The following is a 17,291-nucleotide window of genomic DNA, read 5'->3' as shown; positions in this document are numbered from 1 at the left end:
ATTTTTATAAAAAATGGAATGGTTATCAGTTGGTTTTTTAAGGAGTAAGTTATGAAAATGAAAAATATCTTTTTGTGACTGAAATGGAAACGGATATTTATCTGTCAGGTGGAAAACCATGAGAAAAATAGTAGTGATAGTCACTGTTCTATGTTTTGCTTTATCAGCATACTTCTTGTTTTTTAGAAAAACAGAAATAATTTTCGTACACCATGCAGAAGGGGTTACTGACATAGTTGTAAAAAATTTCCCTATAACTCAGATCGGTAAAATAATTTGGTGGGAAAACAACAAGGATAGTCTCCTGAAAAAACGTGAGATATCTGATGTTGATGAGTATGGTTATTATTCTGTAGCAATCGCAGATATCGGCGAGGGATTTAAAAAAGTATCAGAAGCTGATTTTTCGTCATGGTATTCGCTATCGAGGAATGATCTGATTTGTTTTGATGAAATTAAATCGGAAAAAAGATGCATTGAAAAAAATAATTTAATGATGATTCAAAACGGAATGGATAAAAAAACAAATTACTATATCGGCGGGGATTCAATAACAAAATGATAAGGATATTTTTACGCCATTGTATCAAATGGATTGGCCAGTTAGTGATGAGCAAAAAAAACATTACAGTGTGCGTTCTGCTGGCTGCACTTTTTATATTTCGACTTATAACCAGAAACCCTGAAATTATACATGTAGATCAAGATGTAGGCGCAATGGTTATTGTGGTCAAACAACCTCCTTTGACCCAGGAAGGTAAAATAATCTGGTGGGAAGTTCACGAAGGCGCTATTAAAAAGAAATATGGTTTACCGAAGCCTGAAGAAAATGGAGTTTATTACATTTCTGTAACAGATGGCGGAAATGGATTTAAGAAAGTATCTCAAGATAATTCAAATTGGTTTTCTTTTTCTAACAGAAAACTTTATTGTTTTGATGAAGTAAAGTCAGAAGAAAGATGCCTTGAATATAATGATATAATGACAATTATTCATGATGAAAATAATAAAATTTCTTATTTAATAGGTAATGACCAAATAGTGAAGTAGCCACAAAATGAATAATAAAATCCATTTTGTGGTGTTGTCTTCATTAACCCAACACGTTATAAAAATAGTGGGGGTTATTTCAAATCGTATTTACCCTTTATGACTTGCCCACCAGCTCAGCAGTTGCAGAGTCGAAGAGTAGTAATCGTCTTTCGGCGCCAGGTTCGGGCTAATGGCTCCGGCGTTGGCCATAGTGAAATCACGGATGGCTAAAAGACCCGGCGACATGTTGTAGCTGGCTTTAGTACCGGTCATAACATCAATCCAGGCGGGCGTCGTGTTACGTGGCGATTTCTGCCACCACAGGATAAACGGTGCCAGCTGCGGGCTGCCAGGATGCGCCCAGCCGAGATACAGCGGGATGCGCACGGCATCGTAGCTGAAACGCGTTGGCCAGCGGCTTGCCGGTTTCATGGTGCCATCAGCCTGCATATCCACCCAGTCGGTCGGCAGGCGGAATTCGCCAAACGCCATTTTACTGAGCATTGCGGTACCGCTTTCATCGAGATCCTTCCAGACTTTTAAATGACTGTGCGCATAAAACGCCTGCCACGCTGGGAAGATGAAATAGGACGGATTGACGGTCACGTTGCTGGTCTGATTAAAACCCTTCACGCCCGGCAGCATCACTTTATAGCCGGCATAATCAATCACATTGTATTTGATCAGCGCCGCCTGCAATTTTTCGGAAGCTTTGGTGTAACGGCTGTCGTTCCACTTATCGCCCGCCAGCAGCAGCGCCCAGGCCATCAGCGTATCGCCATCAGAGGCATTGTTCGTGTCCGCCACATGCGGGGTGCTGTTCGGGTCATAGCGCCAGGAATACAGACCGATATCTTTGCGGTAAAGCGCGTTATTCGCCCACTGCCAGAGTTTGTCGAATGTCGCCTGATCGTCATTGAAGACCGCCAGCAGCATGCTGAATCCCTGGCCTTCTGTGTGACTGACGTTTTTATTGGCGGTATCAATGATGCGCCCGTCTGGCATCAGAAAGCGGCTTTTGTACGCTGACCAGCCAGAGTCCTGAGCCATTACGGCAGAGCTGAAAAACGCGAAAACAAGGCCGAACCACAGCACCAGACTGTAGCGTCGCAATAACAACATAAGGATCCCTTACAAACCATTTTGATAACGGAAAACGAACGCGCCTTCCGGTGTGCTTTCCTGCCAGCGCAGCGGAACATACGACTGTCCGCCCTGCGATAACAACCACTGTGCATACAGACCTTCGAACAGAGAAATCAGCGCAATGCGCCAGAGTTCGTCATCCTGCCCCTGCGGTGACACCGGCCACGCAATGTGGACCAGCGCCAGCTGTTGCTGGGTGGCTTCCAGTTTCACCACACCCCAGTCGAAACGACTGAGGATGTGATTGATATTGTCTTCCAGCTCGCCCAGTGTCGCAGAGGCCGGAAGCTGATGCTGACGCGCCAGATTATTTCCCATCAGCGTGAGAAAACGACGACCATCTTCGTCGTCGGCGGAGGCCAGAATACCTGAAAATAGTACTTGCACCAGGCTTTGCCAGCCCGGTGTGGTATGACGCTGGCGATAATATTCCTGCGCGACCTGAGTATAGTTATGTTCTTGCATGGTTTTATTTCACCGCGATTAATTTTGACCCATCAGGTAACGGAAGTAGACCTGCGCTGTACTTTCGTTGTAATCGCCGAAAGTATCGTAGCCAACCTTGCCGCCAATCTGCATGTTTTTGTTCAGATGATAATTACCGCCCACGCCCGCATTCCAGCCGATGCCGTTCTGCGTTTTACCGCCGTAATAGGCTTCAGTGCCGTAACCTTCTGCCACCAGATCTTCCAGTTGTTTCTGCAGGTCCGGGTTATTCGGGAAGTAGGCGCTCTTATCCTGAGAATAAGACTGATAACCCACCGCGCCGGACAGTTTCAGATCCCAGTCGTCATACTTCTGGGTGTATTCCACCGGGAAGGAGACACTGACATAGTTTTGCGGGCTGAAGTAACCGCCCTGACCATAGGTGTAGTAGCTGAGGTTTTTGTCGAAGTTCATGTAACCGACGTTGATACCGGTTTTCAGCTCGCGATCGTCGTAACGGTAAGGGCGGACATACAGACCGGCATTGGCGTTCACCGACTGGTTGCTCTTCACGTTATTACCCAGATAGCTGTAGTAACCGCCTTCAGCATAGAAACCGGCGTCGCCATCGTCGTAGGACAGATTGATACTGCCGCCGTTTTTGGTGACCTGACCCCATTCCTTGCCGCTGTAATTATCTTTGGTCCCGACGTAAGACAGAATACTGTCGGTGACGGCGCGACGCTCAGCCGTCACGCGCAGGGTGGTGAAGTCCGTCAGTTTCGGTGCCCATTGCACGCCCCCGACCAGCGAGTTCAGATCCTGCCCGAGCGGTGTACTACCGATATCCGCTTTATAGCTGTCTCCGGTCAGCGCGGCGTTTACTTCCACGCCGGTCGCGCTTTGATTGCCAGCGGATGGCGCAGAATAGGTTGTCGGATCCGTGCCGGTAATGGTGTTGTACGCTACGCACTGATCGGACGTGGCGTTGGCTGACGTACAGTTGGTACTGGAATTCGCCGCGGCAGCCGCCTGCAATTTGGCAAATGTACTGTAGTTGGCGATATCCAGACCGGCTGCTGCTGCGGCGGCTGCCACGTCTTTTTGCGCAGACTGCGCTGCCGCCAGTGCGCCCTGACCGAAGCGGGAGTTGCCGGTGCCGGAAGGGCTGCCAGCGCTGAGAGAAACCGGCGTGACGCCGATGCTGAGACGGGACGTATCAAACGGCACGAAGGCAAAGGTCATCGGCGCTTTGGCTTCGGTTAGCTGGCTGAGACCGCTTTCACCGTCACGACCACGAATCGACATATCGCCCTGCGCCCATGTGGCCGTTTTGCCCTGCAAATCGTCGAGCATTTCGTCGATCTGTTTTTCAGTCGCATTACGTTGCGCCACGGCTGCGGGTTGTGCAGTGGCTGCCGGAATATTCCCCGGCGTGGAAACCTGATCAGATACCTGCCACGGCAACACGGTGCCGTAAGAGGATTGCGTCGCCGGACGTGAAGCCGAAGTGCGCGTTGAACGGTTGATGAACGGGTTGTCGCTTATCTGCAATCCGGCGACCTGCGCCGAACTGTCCGCGCCTTCCAGCCCGATCATCTTGCCCTTCGCGGAACGCAGTAACGCCAGCGCCTGCTGGTGATCGCCCTGTGCTTCGGCAACGCGTGCTTCTAACAGCAGGCGGTCTGGTGTACGCGGCCCGGTCAGGCCTTCCATCAGGGTTTTTGCCCGCTGGTTATCGCCTTCGCCCAGTGCCACGTTAATCGCACCGACGCGGGCATCCTGCGTCGGTGTATCGTTGCTCATCAGGTAGTTATAAACCTGACCGGCCTGTTTATTGAGTTTGCCAGACTGATACAACCGCGCCATCGCCAGCATCAGGTCGCGGTTTTGCGGATCCGCCTGCAATGCGACGACCAGCTTGTCGTAAGCCGCGGCGTACTGACCCTGCTCGCGCAGCTGATCAGCCTGAGTGATCACGAAACCGTTACGCAGATTCGCCAGCGCGGTCGGTGAAGTGCCGGACTGAATCTGCGGATTTTGCAGGAAGGCTTGCGCCTCGTTGCTCAGACCCGCCTGATTGAGCACGGTGACCTGATCGGCATAATCTCCTGCATTGCCCTTGACGCCCTGACGCATGTTCTGACGCACCAGCTGCACCGCCAGCGGAAGCTGACCGGAAGCTGCCAGGTTTTTCGCCAGTGCGCCGACATCTGCCGGTTCGGTCGGTGGATTTTGTGCCAGTGCACGCAGCGTATTCGACGCCGCTGCCGTATTGCCCTGCTGGAGATAGCTTTCGGCATCCGCCATCTGCGCATTGAAGTTGGCGCGCTGCGCCAGTTCACGCATTCCCTGATTCTGGCTGTTGCGCGGAATGCGCGAGAGCAGGGCATTGGCGGTGGACCAGTTTTTGGTTTCGGAAGCAAAAAGCGCTGCTGCGTACAAATCCGCTGAAGACGCGCCCGGACGCGAAGAAGGTGCCATGATCGACTGCGCCTGCGCGGTCTGACCCTGCGATTGCAGGATGCGCGCCATATCCAGTTTCACCCAGACGTTCGACGGCTGGCGTTCCTGCGCCTGTTGCAGAATATTCAGTGCGCGCTGCGGATCGTTGTTTGCCACCGCCTGTGCGGCCTGACGGCGCATCGGCTCGATAACATCCGCCACGGTCGGCGGGTTCATCTTGGCCTGCAATCCGGCTGGCAGGGTTTTCAGAACCTGGTTCGCTTCGGCGGTTTTGTTTTGCTGACGCAGCACGTAATACAATCCGGCGCGGGCATCGGCGTTATCGCCCAGCGCACTGTATTGCTGCTCAGCCCCAGCCAGATCGCCTTTGCGGCGCAGAATATCCGCACGCAATAAGCTGGCAGACTGACCTTTCTCGCCACCGACCTGCGTCAGCGGGGTGACAGCCGCCAGCGCCGCATCGTAACTGCCGGAACCCGCAGCGTCTTTGGCTTTGGCTAACTGCGCGTAAAACGCCGAATCCTGCGCCTGATTGCTCAGCTGCGCGCTGTTCGGGCCGCCCTGTGCGGCGGCTTTGCTCAGATATTGCGACGCCTGTTCAAAGTTGCCGCTGCGCTGGGCGATATAACCCAGACCGGCCAGTGCATCGGCGTCATTCGGGTTATCAGCCAGCACTGTTTCAAACTTGGATTTTGCACTGGTGACGTCGCCGCTGTTCAGCGCAGTAAAGCCCTGACCTTTCGCCGCGCCGCCAATGTTTTTTTGGAAATAGGCCATTACGCCGGTGTCATTAGGATGACGCGCCTGATAACCCTGATACAAATCACGGTCGCCTTCCTGCGGTGCCATCCACAGTAACGCCTGGCGCAACGACCGATCCGCTTCGGTGCTGGAACCGGCCATGGTATTCAGCAACTTAATGCCATCGCGACGGGTCGATTCCTGATAAGTCAGCACTTTACCCAGTCCGAGACGTGCCTGTGTGTCATCCGGACGTGAGGCGACGCGCTGTTGTAATCCGGCAATCGCCTGCGGCTGGAGCGATTTGTCGCCCGCCATCGTCAGATAATATTCGGTCGCCAGACTGTCGAGTGGCTGGTTGCCGTTAAAAATAGTGCGATACGCCGAAAGCGCACCGCTGACGTTCCCCTGCGCCGCCATCTGACGGGCAGAAGCCAGCTGAGCCGGTGGAATAGACTGCATCGCTTTGGCGCTGTTGAGCGACGCCAGCCGCGGATCGTCCGGTGATACGCTGACCAGCTTCTCGCGCCACTGATTGGCTGTCGCTTTATCGCCGCTTTGCATGGAATACAGCGACATCAGATACATCGCCTGCGCATTGTTCGGTTCCACCAGCAGCACTTTTTGCAAGGCGTCTTTGGCCAGATCATCATGCGCGCGTTCGTGCCAGTAAGCGGCCTGATCAAACAGGGCTTTCATGGCAGGATTGGTGGTGTCCGCTGCAAATGTAGCGGCGCTAAAACTTGCGACTCCGGCGATCCCTACCAGATAAATAGCCCTGATCACCGCCAGGGACAGTTTATGTTTTTTCATTTTCCAGCTCCGGTAATCGCCAGAGGGTCGCCTGAAATACAGGCGACTTTCATTGTTATTGTTATACAGCCGATGCTTTTCATTTCTGACCCAGACGTTTAGCCGCATGACGACGCAGGACAACGAACAGGCTCAGTCCAATTACCAGCGAAAGCAGGGTGGCAATCAGCGACAGGATCACAATATGCGTGCTGGCGTACCAGAGCACCATCATGTACCACGGCATTTGTCCGGTCGGGAATTGCTGGCCGACGGAGAAACTGCGGATGCCGTTTTCATCGGTAATGATCGCCAGGTCACCGCGCACATTGGCGTTAATTTTCGGCGATTTCAGATCGTTATGGATTTTCAGCAACTGCTGATCGTCTGTGCCGGTCGCGACCACGACCACGTGATCGTTAGACCAGCGCGAACGGTAACTGACGAAGCCGCGCCACGCGCCGGTCGAGGACAGATAACGGTCAGCATCCACTGGCTGGCGGTACCAGTCACCGGTCAGCCAGGCCACGAGTCGCTGCACTTCGGTTGGCGTTTTCACGCCCATCGAACTGGCATTGACGCTAAACGGCGAATCAGCCAGCAACTGCTGATTGAACGGCGTGTCGCCAAGGGTGGTGACGGCCAGAATATCGCGGTCAAACAGCGGGTTATTTTGTTCGTCACCTTTCAGACCAAAGGCCACCTGAACGTGATTGACCGGCACTCCGGTGGCTTTACCTGCGCGTGAAGTGAGGTTCAGCAAAGTGTGAATTTCATCCGCCGTCGGCGCTTGTGGCAACAGCATCAGGGTGTCGGAGAAATCAGCCAGCTTGGAATACGGATAAGAGGCACCGACGAAATACGACAGGTTCGGTAACTGGGCGAAGTGATAGCTTCCGCTCAGGTCGATGAAGGATTTCGGATCGATACGGCTCTTGATGTTATCGCTGGTCAGAATGCTGCACGGCGCATCTTTTTTCGGCTTGATGTCGAAATAGAATTGCAGCTGGTTATCCCCGTAAATCAGGTATGGCGCGAGCTGAATGGTGTAACGTTCCTGACGGCTGTCGCCGCCAAGACGACGCCAGATATTCTCGATCAGGCCGACTTTGTTCACCGTCAGGCTGTGCAGATAATTGCTGTTGATGGAGACATTGAGTCTCGAGTTATCTTCATCAATCCAGTTTTCCGTCGGGAAACGATAATCAATGCGCACCGGAATATTGTGACCATCCCACATGAACAAGTCCGGCGCGGCGCGGAACGCCACCTGAATACCGTCGTGGTAAATCCCGTTAGAAATCAGTGAATCCTGATCTTTGCCCGCCAGTTCACCCAGCGTTACCGGACGTGACGTGTCAATCCAGCGCGGCGCGTCATACGGTTTGCTCGCAGGAATGGTTTGCTGCGCGACATCCAGATGATCGACGTTATTCGGCAAACCGCCGTTGATCAGGCGATACGCGGCCTGACGAAGTTCATTGTCGTCATTGCCGAGCACCAGCAGCAGTTTGTAGACCGGATTAATCGGGTTATCGATAATCTGAATGGATGCCCCGTTGCTGGGTGGCAGCGTCAACGAACCGATTTTATCGCCCGGCTTGCCGAACAGAATCCCGTTCTGATCGGGCAAATCGTTCAGAATGACCGGGAAATCGACGCTGCGATAATCAGACAACATGCCGAGATAAGAAGAGACCATCGCCGCTGCGCTGACATCGCCGGGTTTCATCGACGCCGAGAAGCCCATGGTGATTTTGGACTCCTGCATTTGCAGGCCATCAAAGAACGGACGCGGGAAATTACCCAGATTGCGGCCGATATTCAGCTGCTGACCTTCCAGACCAATGCTGGTGGTCGGCAAAATCGTGACCCAGTATTTGTCCGACTGATCTTTCTCGCAGGTCATGGTGTTGCTGTCATGCACGCGGAAGCTCAGGTTGTTGCTGGACACCACCATCGCAGACGGGATGTCCAGATCGTAAACATCGCCGCCGTTGCTGCTCTGATTCAGCGGCAGATTACCCAGCGGCTGGCCGTTGAGCATCAACTCGAGTGTGGTATCGCGGGCAATCAGCGCCGGAGAAATTTTAAGTGCCAGCGAAAGATGGGCGTTTGTCACGACCTCATCCGCAGGCAGCGTGAATAGAATGCCTGACTGTAACTGGCCGCCGCTGAGGGTCAGGCCGTTTGGCTGGCCCATTTCTGCCACGGTAATATTACTGGTGACTGGCTGAACCAGCGGAACAACCGGCGCAGGTGCAGCCCCCGGATCGGTCACGGGAGCCACGGGCGCGGAAAGCGAACTGCTGTTGTTCACCGGTGTGGTATCGGCCTGTGGCGCGTCAGCGGAAGTCGCCGGGGCAGACGTTGCGGGTATAGCATTGCTGGCCGGCGTTGCGGTGTCTTCCGGCATTGGTGTCACCGGCGGCAGCCACGACGGTGCGGCAGGTAAACTGGTGGCAGGATCAACCGCCGGTGCAGGCGTTTCTTCAGCCTGCGTGAACGGCAGACTGCTGAACGTCAGTAATAAACCGGTGGTGATTTTCCTGAGCAGGGATGAGCCCGGCACAGCAGAGAAACGGCGCTTTACGGTCGGTTTACGTGGTCGATTCATGCTGCTTCACTCTTGCTGGTGGCGTCAGCGGGTTTAGTTTTAGCGCGGCGTTCTTTCCACGTGTTGTAGAACAACTCGAACACGCAACGGATGATGCTGAGCAGTGATTTGAACGGGTTATCTGGCGGGTATTCTTCACCAATCCAGGCATCCGCACGGCATAACACCACCCGCACCAGTTCACGACGTTTCGAGAGCGGCAGGTTTTCAAATTGCAGACGAATGCGCTCTTTATTTCCGCTGACCTGGCTGACCGGGAAACTCTCGGCGCCTGATGAAAGCTGGATTTCCACTTCTTCGATTTCTTCTTCGAGATAACGCACATCCGGCGTCACCAGCTGCACACCGCCCATCGACATATCGATGGTGGTTGTGCGCAGTGAAATCCCGTTGGCGTAATGAATAATGGCCGGGATCGCCACATCAATACGGATGGTTTTACGCACCTGACGGGTTTCTTTCGCCACCGCAATCGCCGCCAGCAGGATGAGCACGCTGAAGCTGCCCCACGCGACGTTGAGCGCAATAACGTTGGGATCAATGGCAAAGTAATCGTGGAAGATGGCGCGCACCACGCCGTATCCGATGCCGATAATCATCAGAATGGCGACAATCAGATGCGGTTTTACGATGTTGAAGTCAAAGAAGCCGACATCGAGCAAACCGCCTTTGTCCGTTACGTTGAACTTGCCGCGTTTTGGCGCGAACAGGGTCACGATCGTTGGCAGGATCAGGTGGAATGCCATGACGGTTTCATAAATTTCACCCCAGAAGGTATAACGGAAACGGCCATTCATGCGGGAGTTGATGTACAGCGACATCACCAGGTGCGGCAGCGCGTAAGCGAAAATCAGGCTGGCGGACGAGGAAATGATGTTCAGGTTAAACAGCAGGAACGCCAGCGGGGCGGTCAGGAAGACCACGCGCGGCAGACCAAACTGGAAGTGGAGCATGGCGTTCAGGTAGCACAGACGTTGTTGCCATTTCAGGCCACGGCCAAATAACGGATTATCGACGCGGAAAATCTGCGTCATGCCGCGCGCCCAGCGGGTACGCTGAATGACGTGCAGGCCGAGACGTTCCGTTGCCAGACCGGCTGCCAGCGGAATATCCAGAAACGCGGTATTCCAGCCCCGACGCTGCATTTTCAGCGCAGAGTGAGCATCTTCGGTGACGGTTTCTACGGCAAATCCGCCGACTTCTTCCAGCGCCACACGGCGGATAACCGCACAGGAGCCGCAGAAGAATGTCGCGTTCCAGTTGTCATTACCTTGCTGAACCGGGCCGTAGAACAGGGCGCCTTCGTTTGGCATAGTGCGGCCAGCGGAAAGGTTACGTTCGAACGGATCAGGCGAATAGAAATAGTGAGGCGTTTGGATCAGTGCCAGACGCGGGTCTTTCAGGAAACTGCCGACGGTAGCCTGTAAAAATGCGCGGGTGGCCACGTGGTCGCAGTCGAACACGCAAATCAGCTCGCCTTTGGTGAGTTTCATTGCATGGTTCAGGTTACCCGCTTTGGCGTGGGAGTTATCATTTCGGGTGATATAACCCACGCCGGCATCCGCTGAGAACACAGCAAATTCGTCGCGCTTACCGTCATCCAGCACGTAAATTTTGATTTTATCTTTCGGATAATCGATGCACTGCGCCGCCAGAACGGTATCGCGAACCACGTCGAGGCTTTCGTTATAAGAAGGAATATACACGTCGACGGTGGGCCACAAACTGATGTCGTCCGGCAACGGTTCGATAGTGCGTTTTAACGGCCAGGTGGTTTGCAGATAGCCCAGCAATAAAATCAGCCAGACGTACAGCTCCGCGAGGAATAACCCGATCCCTAAAATAGCTTCAATCGTGGAATTAAAATGCAGTGTTTCCGTGGCGCGCCAGTAAATATAACGCGTCGACATTATTATGGACATGATCACCATGACCACACTAATACGACGGCTTTTACTGATGCCGAGCAGGAATAAAAGCCCGATGCTGATCAGGCCAAAAATGTACTGCTTCTGGCTGTCCATCGGGGTGATGATGATGACTGCTGCCACCGGCAGCAGCAGAAGCACAAGTAAGGAAAACAGGAATTTATTCATCGCTTTGGGGTCGCTGTTAACAGTGATAGTTAATAACTGCCAGATTTAGGCGCGGCGTGTAATTCACCATCACCAACTTTAATCCCTAAAATGGCGGCGACTTTTTTGCTGATCAGTTCAATATCAAATGCGGAAGCAGATACCGGACTGAAATCAATAATAGAGCGCTGCGAGGCATTGGCCTCTGGCACGCATTCATCCCTGTGGATTGTGCCTAATAATCTTTCGTTTAAACGTTGTTCGAAAAATTGCGTGACATCGCGACTTAATGTCCGGCGGGTGTCACTTTGGTTAACGACGTAATATTCACCCTTCTTATTATTAAGAGGCGTGCCTATTAATTTGTTCTTTTCCATTAACGGCAATAAAGATAATGACGCGGTGTCTGCAAGCATGACCACGACATGTAAATCTGCAATAGACTGAACCGCTTTTAATGCCGGACTTGGACCCGGAGGAAAATCAGCAATAATAATTAAACCCGGATAATTCAGGACGGTATTTAATCCGCGCTGTAAAAAATGCGGATCTGTCGCCAGCTGGTGTTCAAACTCCAGACGCTGGTCTTCGGTGACTTCGCCATAAGGCAATACAAACGTATTGGAACCGGCCTTGAGAATAAACTGGCTCCAGTCGGATTCATTACCCGAACCGGCCACAAAACCGCGGGTATCGGAAATAGGTACACCGAAATGCAGGCGAAGGGCGTTCTGCACATCAAAATCGATGACCAGCACTTTGCTGCCACTGCGGGCGAGCGAATAGGCCAGGTTGGAGGCCACCGTGGTTTTTCCTACCCCACCTTTCGGTGAACAAACGCAAACTAACGGCATGAGGCAATCATCTCTAACAATGGTTGAAGCGGTGTGTCGCGATGTAAATAAGCACTTGCAGGCTGCGGAGCCCTCTGTTTAAACATCTGTTTAAAGCGCTGGTTAACATCAGCTGACGCCGGGGACGCGGACACCACTGGCGCCGGACTGCGCACAGGCGCAGGGCTGTAAGCGGGCGCTGGATTTTGTACCGGCGGCTGGTGATACACCGTCGCGGCCGGTTGTTGCACTGGCTGAGACACCTGAACCGGCGCGGGCTGAGCCTGAGCAGGAACCGGAGATTTTGGTGCTTCAGGCATGGCTTTACGCAGCGAATCGAGCAAACCCGAACCGCTGTCAGGAATAACAGACTGTGCGTGTAACGTCGGTGCCGTGTGAACAGGCTGATGCTGACCCGGTTGCGTCACGGGTTGCACCGTTTGTACTGGCGCCGGTGCTGCAGGCGCAGGATTTGTAGATGCTACCGCTGCCGGTGGCAGCGTTTCACGCAGCGCATCCAGCAAGCCAAATCCGGCAGCCGGAGGCGTAACTTCTGAGGACATTGGCGCGTGCATCACAGATGGCTGCGCAATCTGATGTGCAGCCTGATGTTCATTCACCGTATGTGCAGCAGATAGCGAAAATTCATCCGCGGAAATGGATTGAGGGGTCGGTTGCGTCGAACGGCCATTATCGAGAGGCCCGGCAGGCTCTTCGCTGGCTGAGACTTGTTTAATCAACGTCCATTGGTTCATTGAACCGGTGATAGATTCACCCGTTGATTTTTCATTAAGCTCTTTATAATCAAGCTTTTCCAACTTCGTCTTATCCATAAAACGTTTAATATCGTCATATTTATTCATAAATCCCGCCCGGTAGGATTATATATATCGGTGTTTTCTGGACGTCAAAACGACCCTGAATGGCCGTTAACAAAGGGAGTGAAAAGTTTAATTTTTTTAAAGTTTTATATGGGAATAAGACTCGTCTTAATATATCAGTTCTTTTACAGCATAGAGCATTTTTTACAAAAAATAGGAATTTCCCGTATAAAAAGGATGGCTACATAACTCGCTGTTGCTAAAGGTTTTTAGTTTTATTTTGCTGCTTGTTTGTCTTAAAATAGTGGAAAAGTTTGTCTTTTTTGTGATGTATGGTGCATAAACTTCATAAGTTGTGCTGAACTCGGGATGTTCTGTCTCTGTGGGTATCCGATTAAGCTTTGTAATGTATGTTTTTCGTAAGTTAATTATCTTAACGGGTAATTAGTGTAGAAGCATTCCGGCAAACATGTTGTTTTTTATAGCCAAAATATTGAGTTGGGCCTCGTAATAACCCGTTATAAGGTATACTGCGCAGAAGTACCGTTCCTGATAAGGTAAGCGGGTCAAAACGTGTCTGCGGTTGATGGAGAATTAAGTTGCGGGTCAGGCGTTCATTAACGATCAAACAGATGGCGGCGGTATCAGGCATCGCTGCATTTACTATCTGTATCTTTATCGTCATCCAGCTGTTTCACTTTGTGCAACAGAGGAGGGACGATTACGCCCAGCAACTTGAAAATATTGCACATTCTGTTCGTGAACCGCTGTCGCAAGCCGTACTGGATGTCGATCTGGAAGAAACTCAGGATATCCTCAATACGCTGCAACCGGTGGGTATTCTTAGTCGTGCCGATGTGGTGATGCCAAACCAAATCGCGGCGTTGCACACGCATTTCCCGCCTGGCCGCCCCGTGCCGCAATGGGTTATCCGCGGGTTTAATTTGCCGGTGACCATTTCAGTACCTCTTTATTCTGCTGCTGCCAGCCCCAAAGCACCAAAACCGCTGGCCTTTCTGGTCCTGCAGGCTGACTCCTACCGGATGTATCAGTTTATCGTCAGTGCGTTGTCGACCATGCTGACCACTTATCTGTTGCTGGCGCTGATCCTGACGATTTCCCTGAGCTGGGTGATTAATCGCCTGATCGTCAAACCGCTGCGAACGATAGCCAGCGAGCTGGAATCCCTGCCGGAAAGCGACGTTCCTTATCATCAGCTGACCTTGCCTGAACGTCATGAAGATGACGAAATCGGTATGCTGGTACGCAGCTATAACCGCAATCAGCAACAGCGAGAAAAATTACCGCAAAATAGTGAAAGCGCGTTGCCGCGTTCTGAAACCGGTCTTAATAATGAAGAACAGTTCGTGCAGCGCCTGCAACAGCGGCTCAGTTCAGCGGAGCCGGAAAAAGGTTTCCACCTGCTGCTGATCGGCATCGAAAGCCTGCGCGATGACGGCCATGTCGATTGCCCGTTGATATCTTCTATTATGGAGGTGCTGCCAGAACACTGCCTGATGGCGCGTCTGAGTTACAACGAATTTGCTCTGCTCGCGGGAGATATCGCGCGTCCCTTTATGGCGATGCGGCTGGCGCGACAAATCATGGAACGCATTAATGCACCGCAGGAAAGTCACGCGGGTAATATGTCGCTGCATCCGACGGGCAGTATTGGCATCGTTCAGCACACGGACGAATACCCGGTAAGTGCGCAGCAGATGATGTCTAACGCGCGAGCCGCCAGACTTTCCGCTTATCAGCTGGGTAAAAATCAGATTTTATTCTTCGAACCTGAGTTGACCGAAAAGATTCAGAAACGCTTATTGCAGGAAAACGAAATTCTGCATGCCATGGAGCAAAACGATTTCACGCTGTTTATCCAGCCGCAGATGAATATGAAAACCGGTGCAGTGGTCGGCGCGGAAGCCTTACTGCGACGTAAAATGGCTGATGGCAGTTACGGGCTGGAAAGCGATTTCATCGTGCTGGCTGAAGAAATTGGCGTGATGAGTCTGCTGGGATACAAAATTCTGGAGCTCGGCTGCCAGATACTCGCGGACTGGCAACAGCGCGGGATCACGCTGCCCTTATCGGTTAATCTTTCCGGCGTTCAGGTACAGCAGCGTAATTTCCTGCCGGAATTGCGCAGCCTGCTGAGTCGCTACAAAATCAATCCGGGACAGCTGGTTCTGGAAATTACCGAAACGGCGCGAATTGAAGATTTGGATCGCGCGCTCGTGCTACTGAGCGAATTACGCGCAGCGGGCGTGTCGATTGAACTGGATGATTTTGGCCTGGGTTATTCCGGTCTTGAATATCTCAACCGCCTGCGGTCGCTGCCGATTGATGTCATCAAAATCGACCGCAGCTTTGTCAGCGTTCTGCCTGAGGACGAAGTCATGGTGAACATTGTGGCGTCTATCGGGCGTGCGATGAATATCCAGCTGGTCGCCGAAGGAGTTGAAACTGAAGAGCAGCGCTTGTGGCTGCTGAACGAAAATATTCACCTCGGACAGGGGTATTTATTCTCCCCGCCGCTTTCCAAAAAAGAATTCGAACGCAAATTCTGTCAGCCTTCCTGAATGCTCTGAATGGCAGGAAACCTCCCTCCTGCCGGCCACTTTTGTGACTCTCTTTGGTTTCTTTACTTACTTAAATCCGCGCTGAATGGTTTCCGCTCTGGTTTTTCATGAGTCGTCATTGCACAGATAAACGAAATATTTCCATCATGTTGTGTTGATGTTACTTCAATGCACTCGCCTCATTATCTTTGATCTTAAAAAACCAAGGGCGATGCACTCACTTCAGGATGGGTATTCATGAAAAAATCACTCTTCAAGAGTCTGTATTTTCAGGTTCTTTTAGCAATTACTGCGGGCGTGCTGCTGGGGCATTTTTATCCGGATATCGGCGCGCAAATGAAACCGTTAGGTGATGGTTTTGTTAAGTTAATCAAAATGATCATCGCGCCTGTCATCTTCTGTACCGTCGTCACCGGTATCGCAGGCATGGAAAGCATGAAAGCGGTGGGACGCACAGGGGCCATCGCGCTGCTCTATTTTGAAATCGTGAGTACTCTGGCGCTGATTATCGGGCTGGTGATCGTCAACATCGTGCAACCGGGCGCGGGAATGAACGTCGATCCTGCCGCGCTGGATGCCAAAGCCGTCGCGGTTTACGCCGAACAGGCACAAAGCCAGGGCATCATTCCTTTCCTGCTTGATGTTATCCCATCAAGCGTGATTGGCGCGTTTGCCAGCGGTAATATTTTGCAGGTACTGCTGTTTGCTGTGCTGTTTGGCTTTGCGCTGCACCGCATGGGCCACAAAGGCCAGCTGATTTTCAATGTGATTGAAAGCTTCTCAGGGGTCATTTTCGGCATCATCAACATGATTATGCGTCTGGCTCCTTTGGGGGCTTTCGGGGCGATGGCGTTCACTATCGGTAAGTATGGCGTCGGTTCTCTGGTGCAACTCGGCCAGCTTATCTTGTGCTTCTACCTGACCTGTATTCTGTTCGTTGTGGTGGTGCTCGGGCTTATCGCACGCTTTACCGGTTTCAGCATCTTCAAGTTTGTTAATTACATTAAAGAAGAGCTGCTGATCGTTCTCGGGACGTCATCTTCTGAATCCGCACTTCCGCGTATGCTGGATAAAATGGAACGCCTGGGCTGTAAGAAATCAGTCGTCGGACTGGTTATCCCGACGGGCTATTCCTTCAATCTGGATGGCACCTCGATTTATCTGACGATGGCGGCGGTGTTTATCGCTCAGGCCACCAATACCCACATGGATATCTGGCATCAGATCACCCTGATTGTGGTGCTGTTGTTGTCTTCAAAAGGTGCGGCGGGGGTGACGGGGAGCGGTTTCATCGTCCTGGCTGCAACACTTTCGGCGGTAGGGCACTTGCCGGTTGCGGGTCTGGCGCTGATTCTGGGGATTGACCGCTTTATGTCTGAAGCGCGTGCGCTGACCAACTTAGTGGGTAACGGTGTAGCGACTATCGTGGTTGCAAAATGGTGCGATCAGCTCGATGAGGGGCAGTTAAAAGCGACACTGAACGGCCAGAAAGGTCTGACAGAGGCTGAGAAGTCCGCCTCAGGTTTCTGAATAATGGCCTGATGATGGACGAAAATATCGTTAAACGTTTCTAAAAACGCATCTTTTTAGCCTCAAATCCCCCTAATATCCACCGGTTACTTGATGTAACCGGTGGATTATCTTCATAATATGTCCGCAGAACGCCGCATCCGGCGATAATTCCCAGAATATTTTTGATGACTGCGCGACTTTGCAGAAAAAGCGCGGTCTAACGAAGGGCTGTATTTTTCGTCCTTAAA

Annotated in this window: 11 protein-coding genes; 4 read left to right on the top strand and 7 right to left on the bottom strand. The window is 52.1% G+C overall.

Annotation, left to right across the window (positions count from 1 at the left end):
* Positions 1 to 118 precede the first annotated feature (118 nt).
* Both J1784_RS15125 and J1784_RS15120 read left to right on the top strand, forming a co-directional pair.
* Positions 119 to 562, top strand: a complete 444-nt coding sequence (locus J1784_RS15125) for a DUF943 family protein (protein ID WP_217149923.1) — start codon at positions 119 to 121, stop codon at positions 560 to 562.
* 47 nt (positions 563 to 609) lie between these two features.
* A complete protein-coding gene (locus J1784_RS15120; RefSeq protein WP_217149922.1) occupies positions 610 to 1,050 on the top strand; it encodes a DUF943 family protein in 441 nt (146 codons plus the stop codon).
* Positions 1,051 to 1,140: 90 nt separating this feature from the next.
* Here J1784_RS15120 and J1784_RS15115 read toward each other — a convergent pair whose 3' ends face one another.
* The 7 genes from J1784_RS15115 to J1784_RS15085 form a co-directional block, all read right to left on the bottom strand.
* Entirely contained in the window at positions 1,141 to 2,154 is a 1,014-nt protein-coding gene (locus J1784_RS15115) for a family 8 glycosyl hydrolase (protein WP_217149921.1), read from the bottom strand.
* Between the two features lie 9 nt (positions 2,155 to 2,163).
* Positions 2,164 to 2,643, bottom strand: coding sequence for a cellulose biosynthesis protein BcsD (bcsD, locus tag J1784_RS15110; protein ID WP_217149920.1), 480 nt, complete (start codon positions 2,641 to 2,643; stop codon positions 2,164 to 2,166).
* Between the two features lie 18 nt (positions 2,644 to 2,661).
* A complete protein-coding gene (locus J1784_RS15105) occupies positions 2,662 to 6,624 on the bottom strand; it encodes a cellulose biosynthesis protein BcsC (RefSeq protein ID WP_217149919.1) in 3,963 nt (1,320 codons plus the stop codon).
* A 79-nt stretch (positions 6,625 to 6,703) separates the two neighbouring features.
* A complete protein-coding gene (gene bcsB / locus J1784_RS15100; protein ID WP_217149918.1) occupies positions 6,704 to 9,220 on the bottom strand; it encodes a cellulose biosynthesis cyclic di-GMP-binding regulatory protein BcsB in 2,517 nt (838 codons plus the stop codon).
* A complete protein-coding gene (bcsA, locus tag J1784_RS15095) occupies positions 9,217 to 11,316 on the bottom strand; it encodes a UDP-forming cellulose synthase catalytic subunit (protein ID WP_217149917.1) in 2,100 nt (699 codons plus the stop codon). The genes bcsB and bcsA overlap by 4 nt, the downstream gene beginning before the upstream one ends.
* 29 nt (positions 11,317 to 11,345) lie before the next feature.
* Positions 11,346 to 12,149 carry a cellulose biosynthesis protein BcsQ gene (bcsQ, locus tag J1784_RS15090; protein WP_217149916.1) on the bottom strand — a complete coding sequence of 268 codons (804 nt, stop codon included), beginning with the start codon at positions 12,147 to 12,149 and terminating at the stop codon, positions 11,346 to 11,348.
* Positions 12,140 to 12,991, bottom strand: a complete 852-nt coding sequence (locus J1784_RS15085) for a cellulose biosynthesis protein BcsO (protein WP_217149915.1) — start codon at positions 12,989 to 12,991, stop codon at positions 12,140 to 12,142. The genes bcsQ and J1784_RS15085 overlap by 10 nt, the downstream gene beginning before the upstream one ends.
* Before the next feature lie 557 nt (positions 12,992 to 13,548).
* Here J1784_RS15085 and hmsP point away from each other — a divergent pair.
* Together hmsP and J1784_RS15075 are read left to right on the top strand one after the other, a co-directional pair.
* Positions 13,549 to 15,531, top strand: a complete 1,983-nt coding sequence (gene hmsP, locus J1784_RS15080) for a biofilm formation regulator HmsP (RefSeq protein ID WP_217149914.1) — start codon at positions 13,549 to 13,551, stop codon at positions 15,529 to 15,531.
* 237 nt (positions 15,532 to 15,768) lie between these two features.
* Positions 15,769 to 17,061 carry a dicarboxylate/amino acid:cation symporter gene (locus J1784_RS15075; RefSeq protein ID WP_217149913.1) on the top strand — a complete coding sequence of 431 codons (1,293 nt, stop codon included), beginning with the start codon at positions 15,769 to 15,771 and terminating at the stop codon, positions 17,059 to 17,061.
* Positions 17,062 to 17,291 lie beyond the last annotated feature (230 nt).

The sequence above is a fragment of the Rahnella ecdela genome, assembly GCF_019049625.1.
Taxonomy (GTDB): Bacteria; Pseudomonadota; Gammaproteobacteria; order Enterobacterales; family Enterobacteriaceae; genus Rahnella; species Rahnella ecdela.
This window is presented reverse-complemented; position numbering and strand designations above follow the sequence as displayed.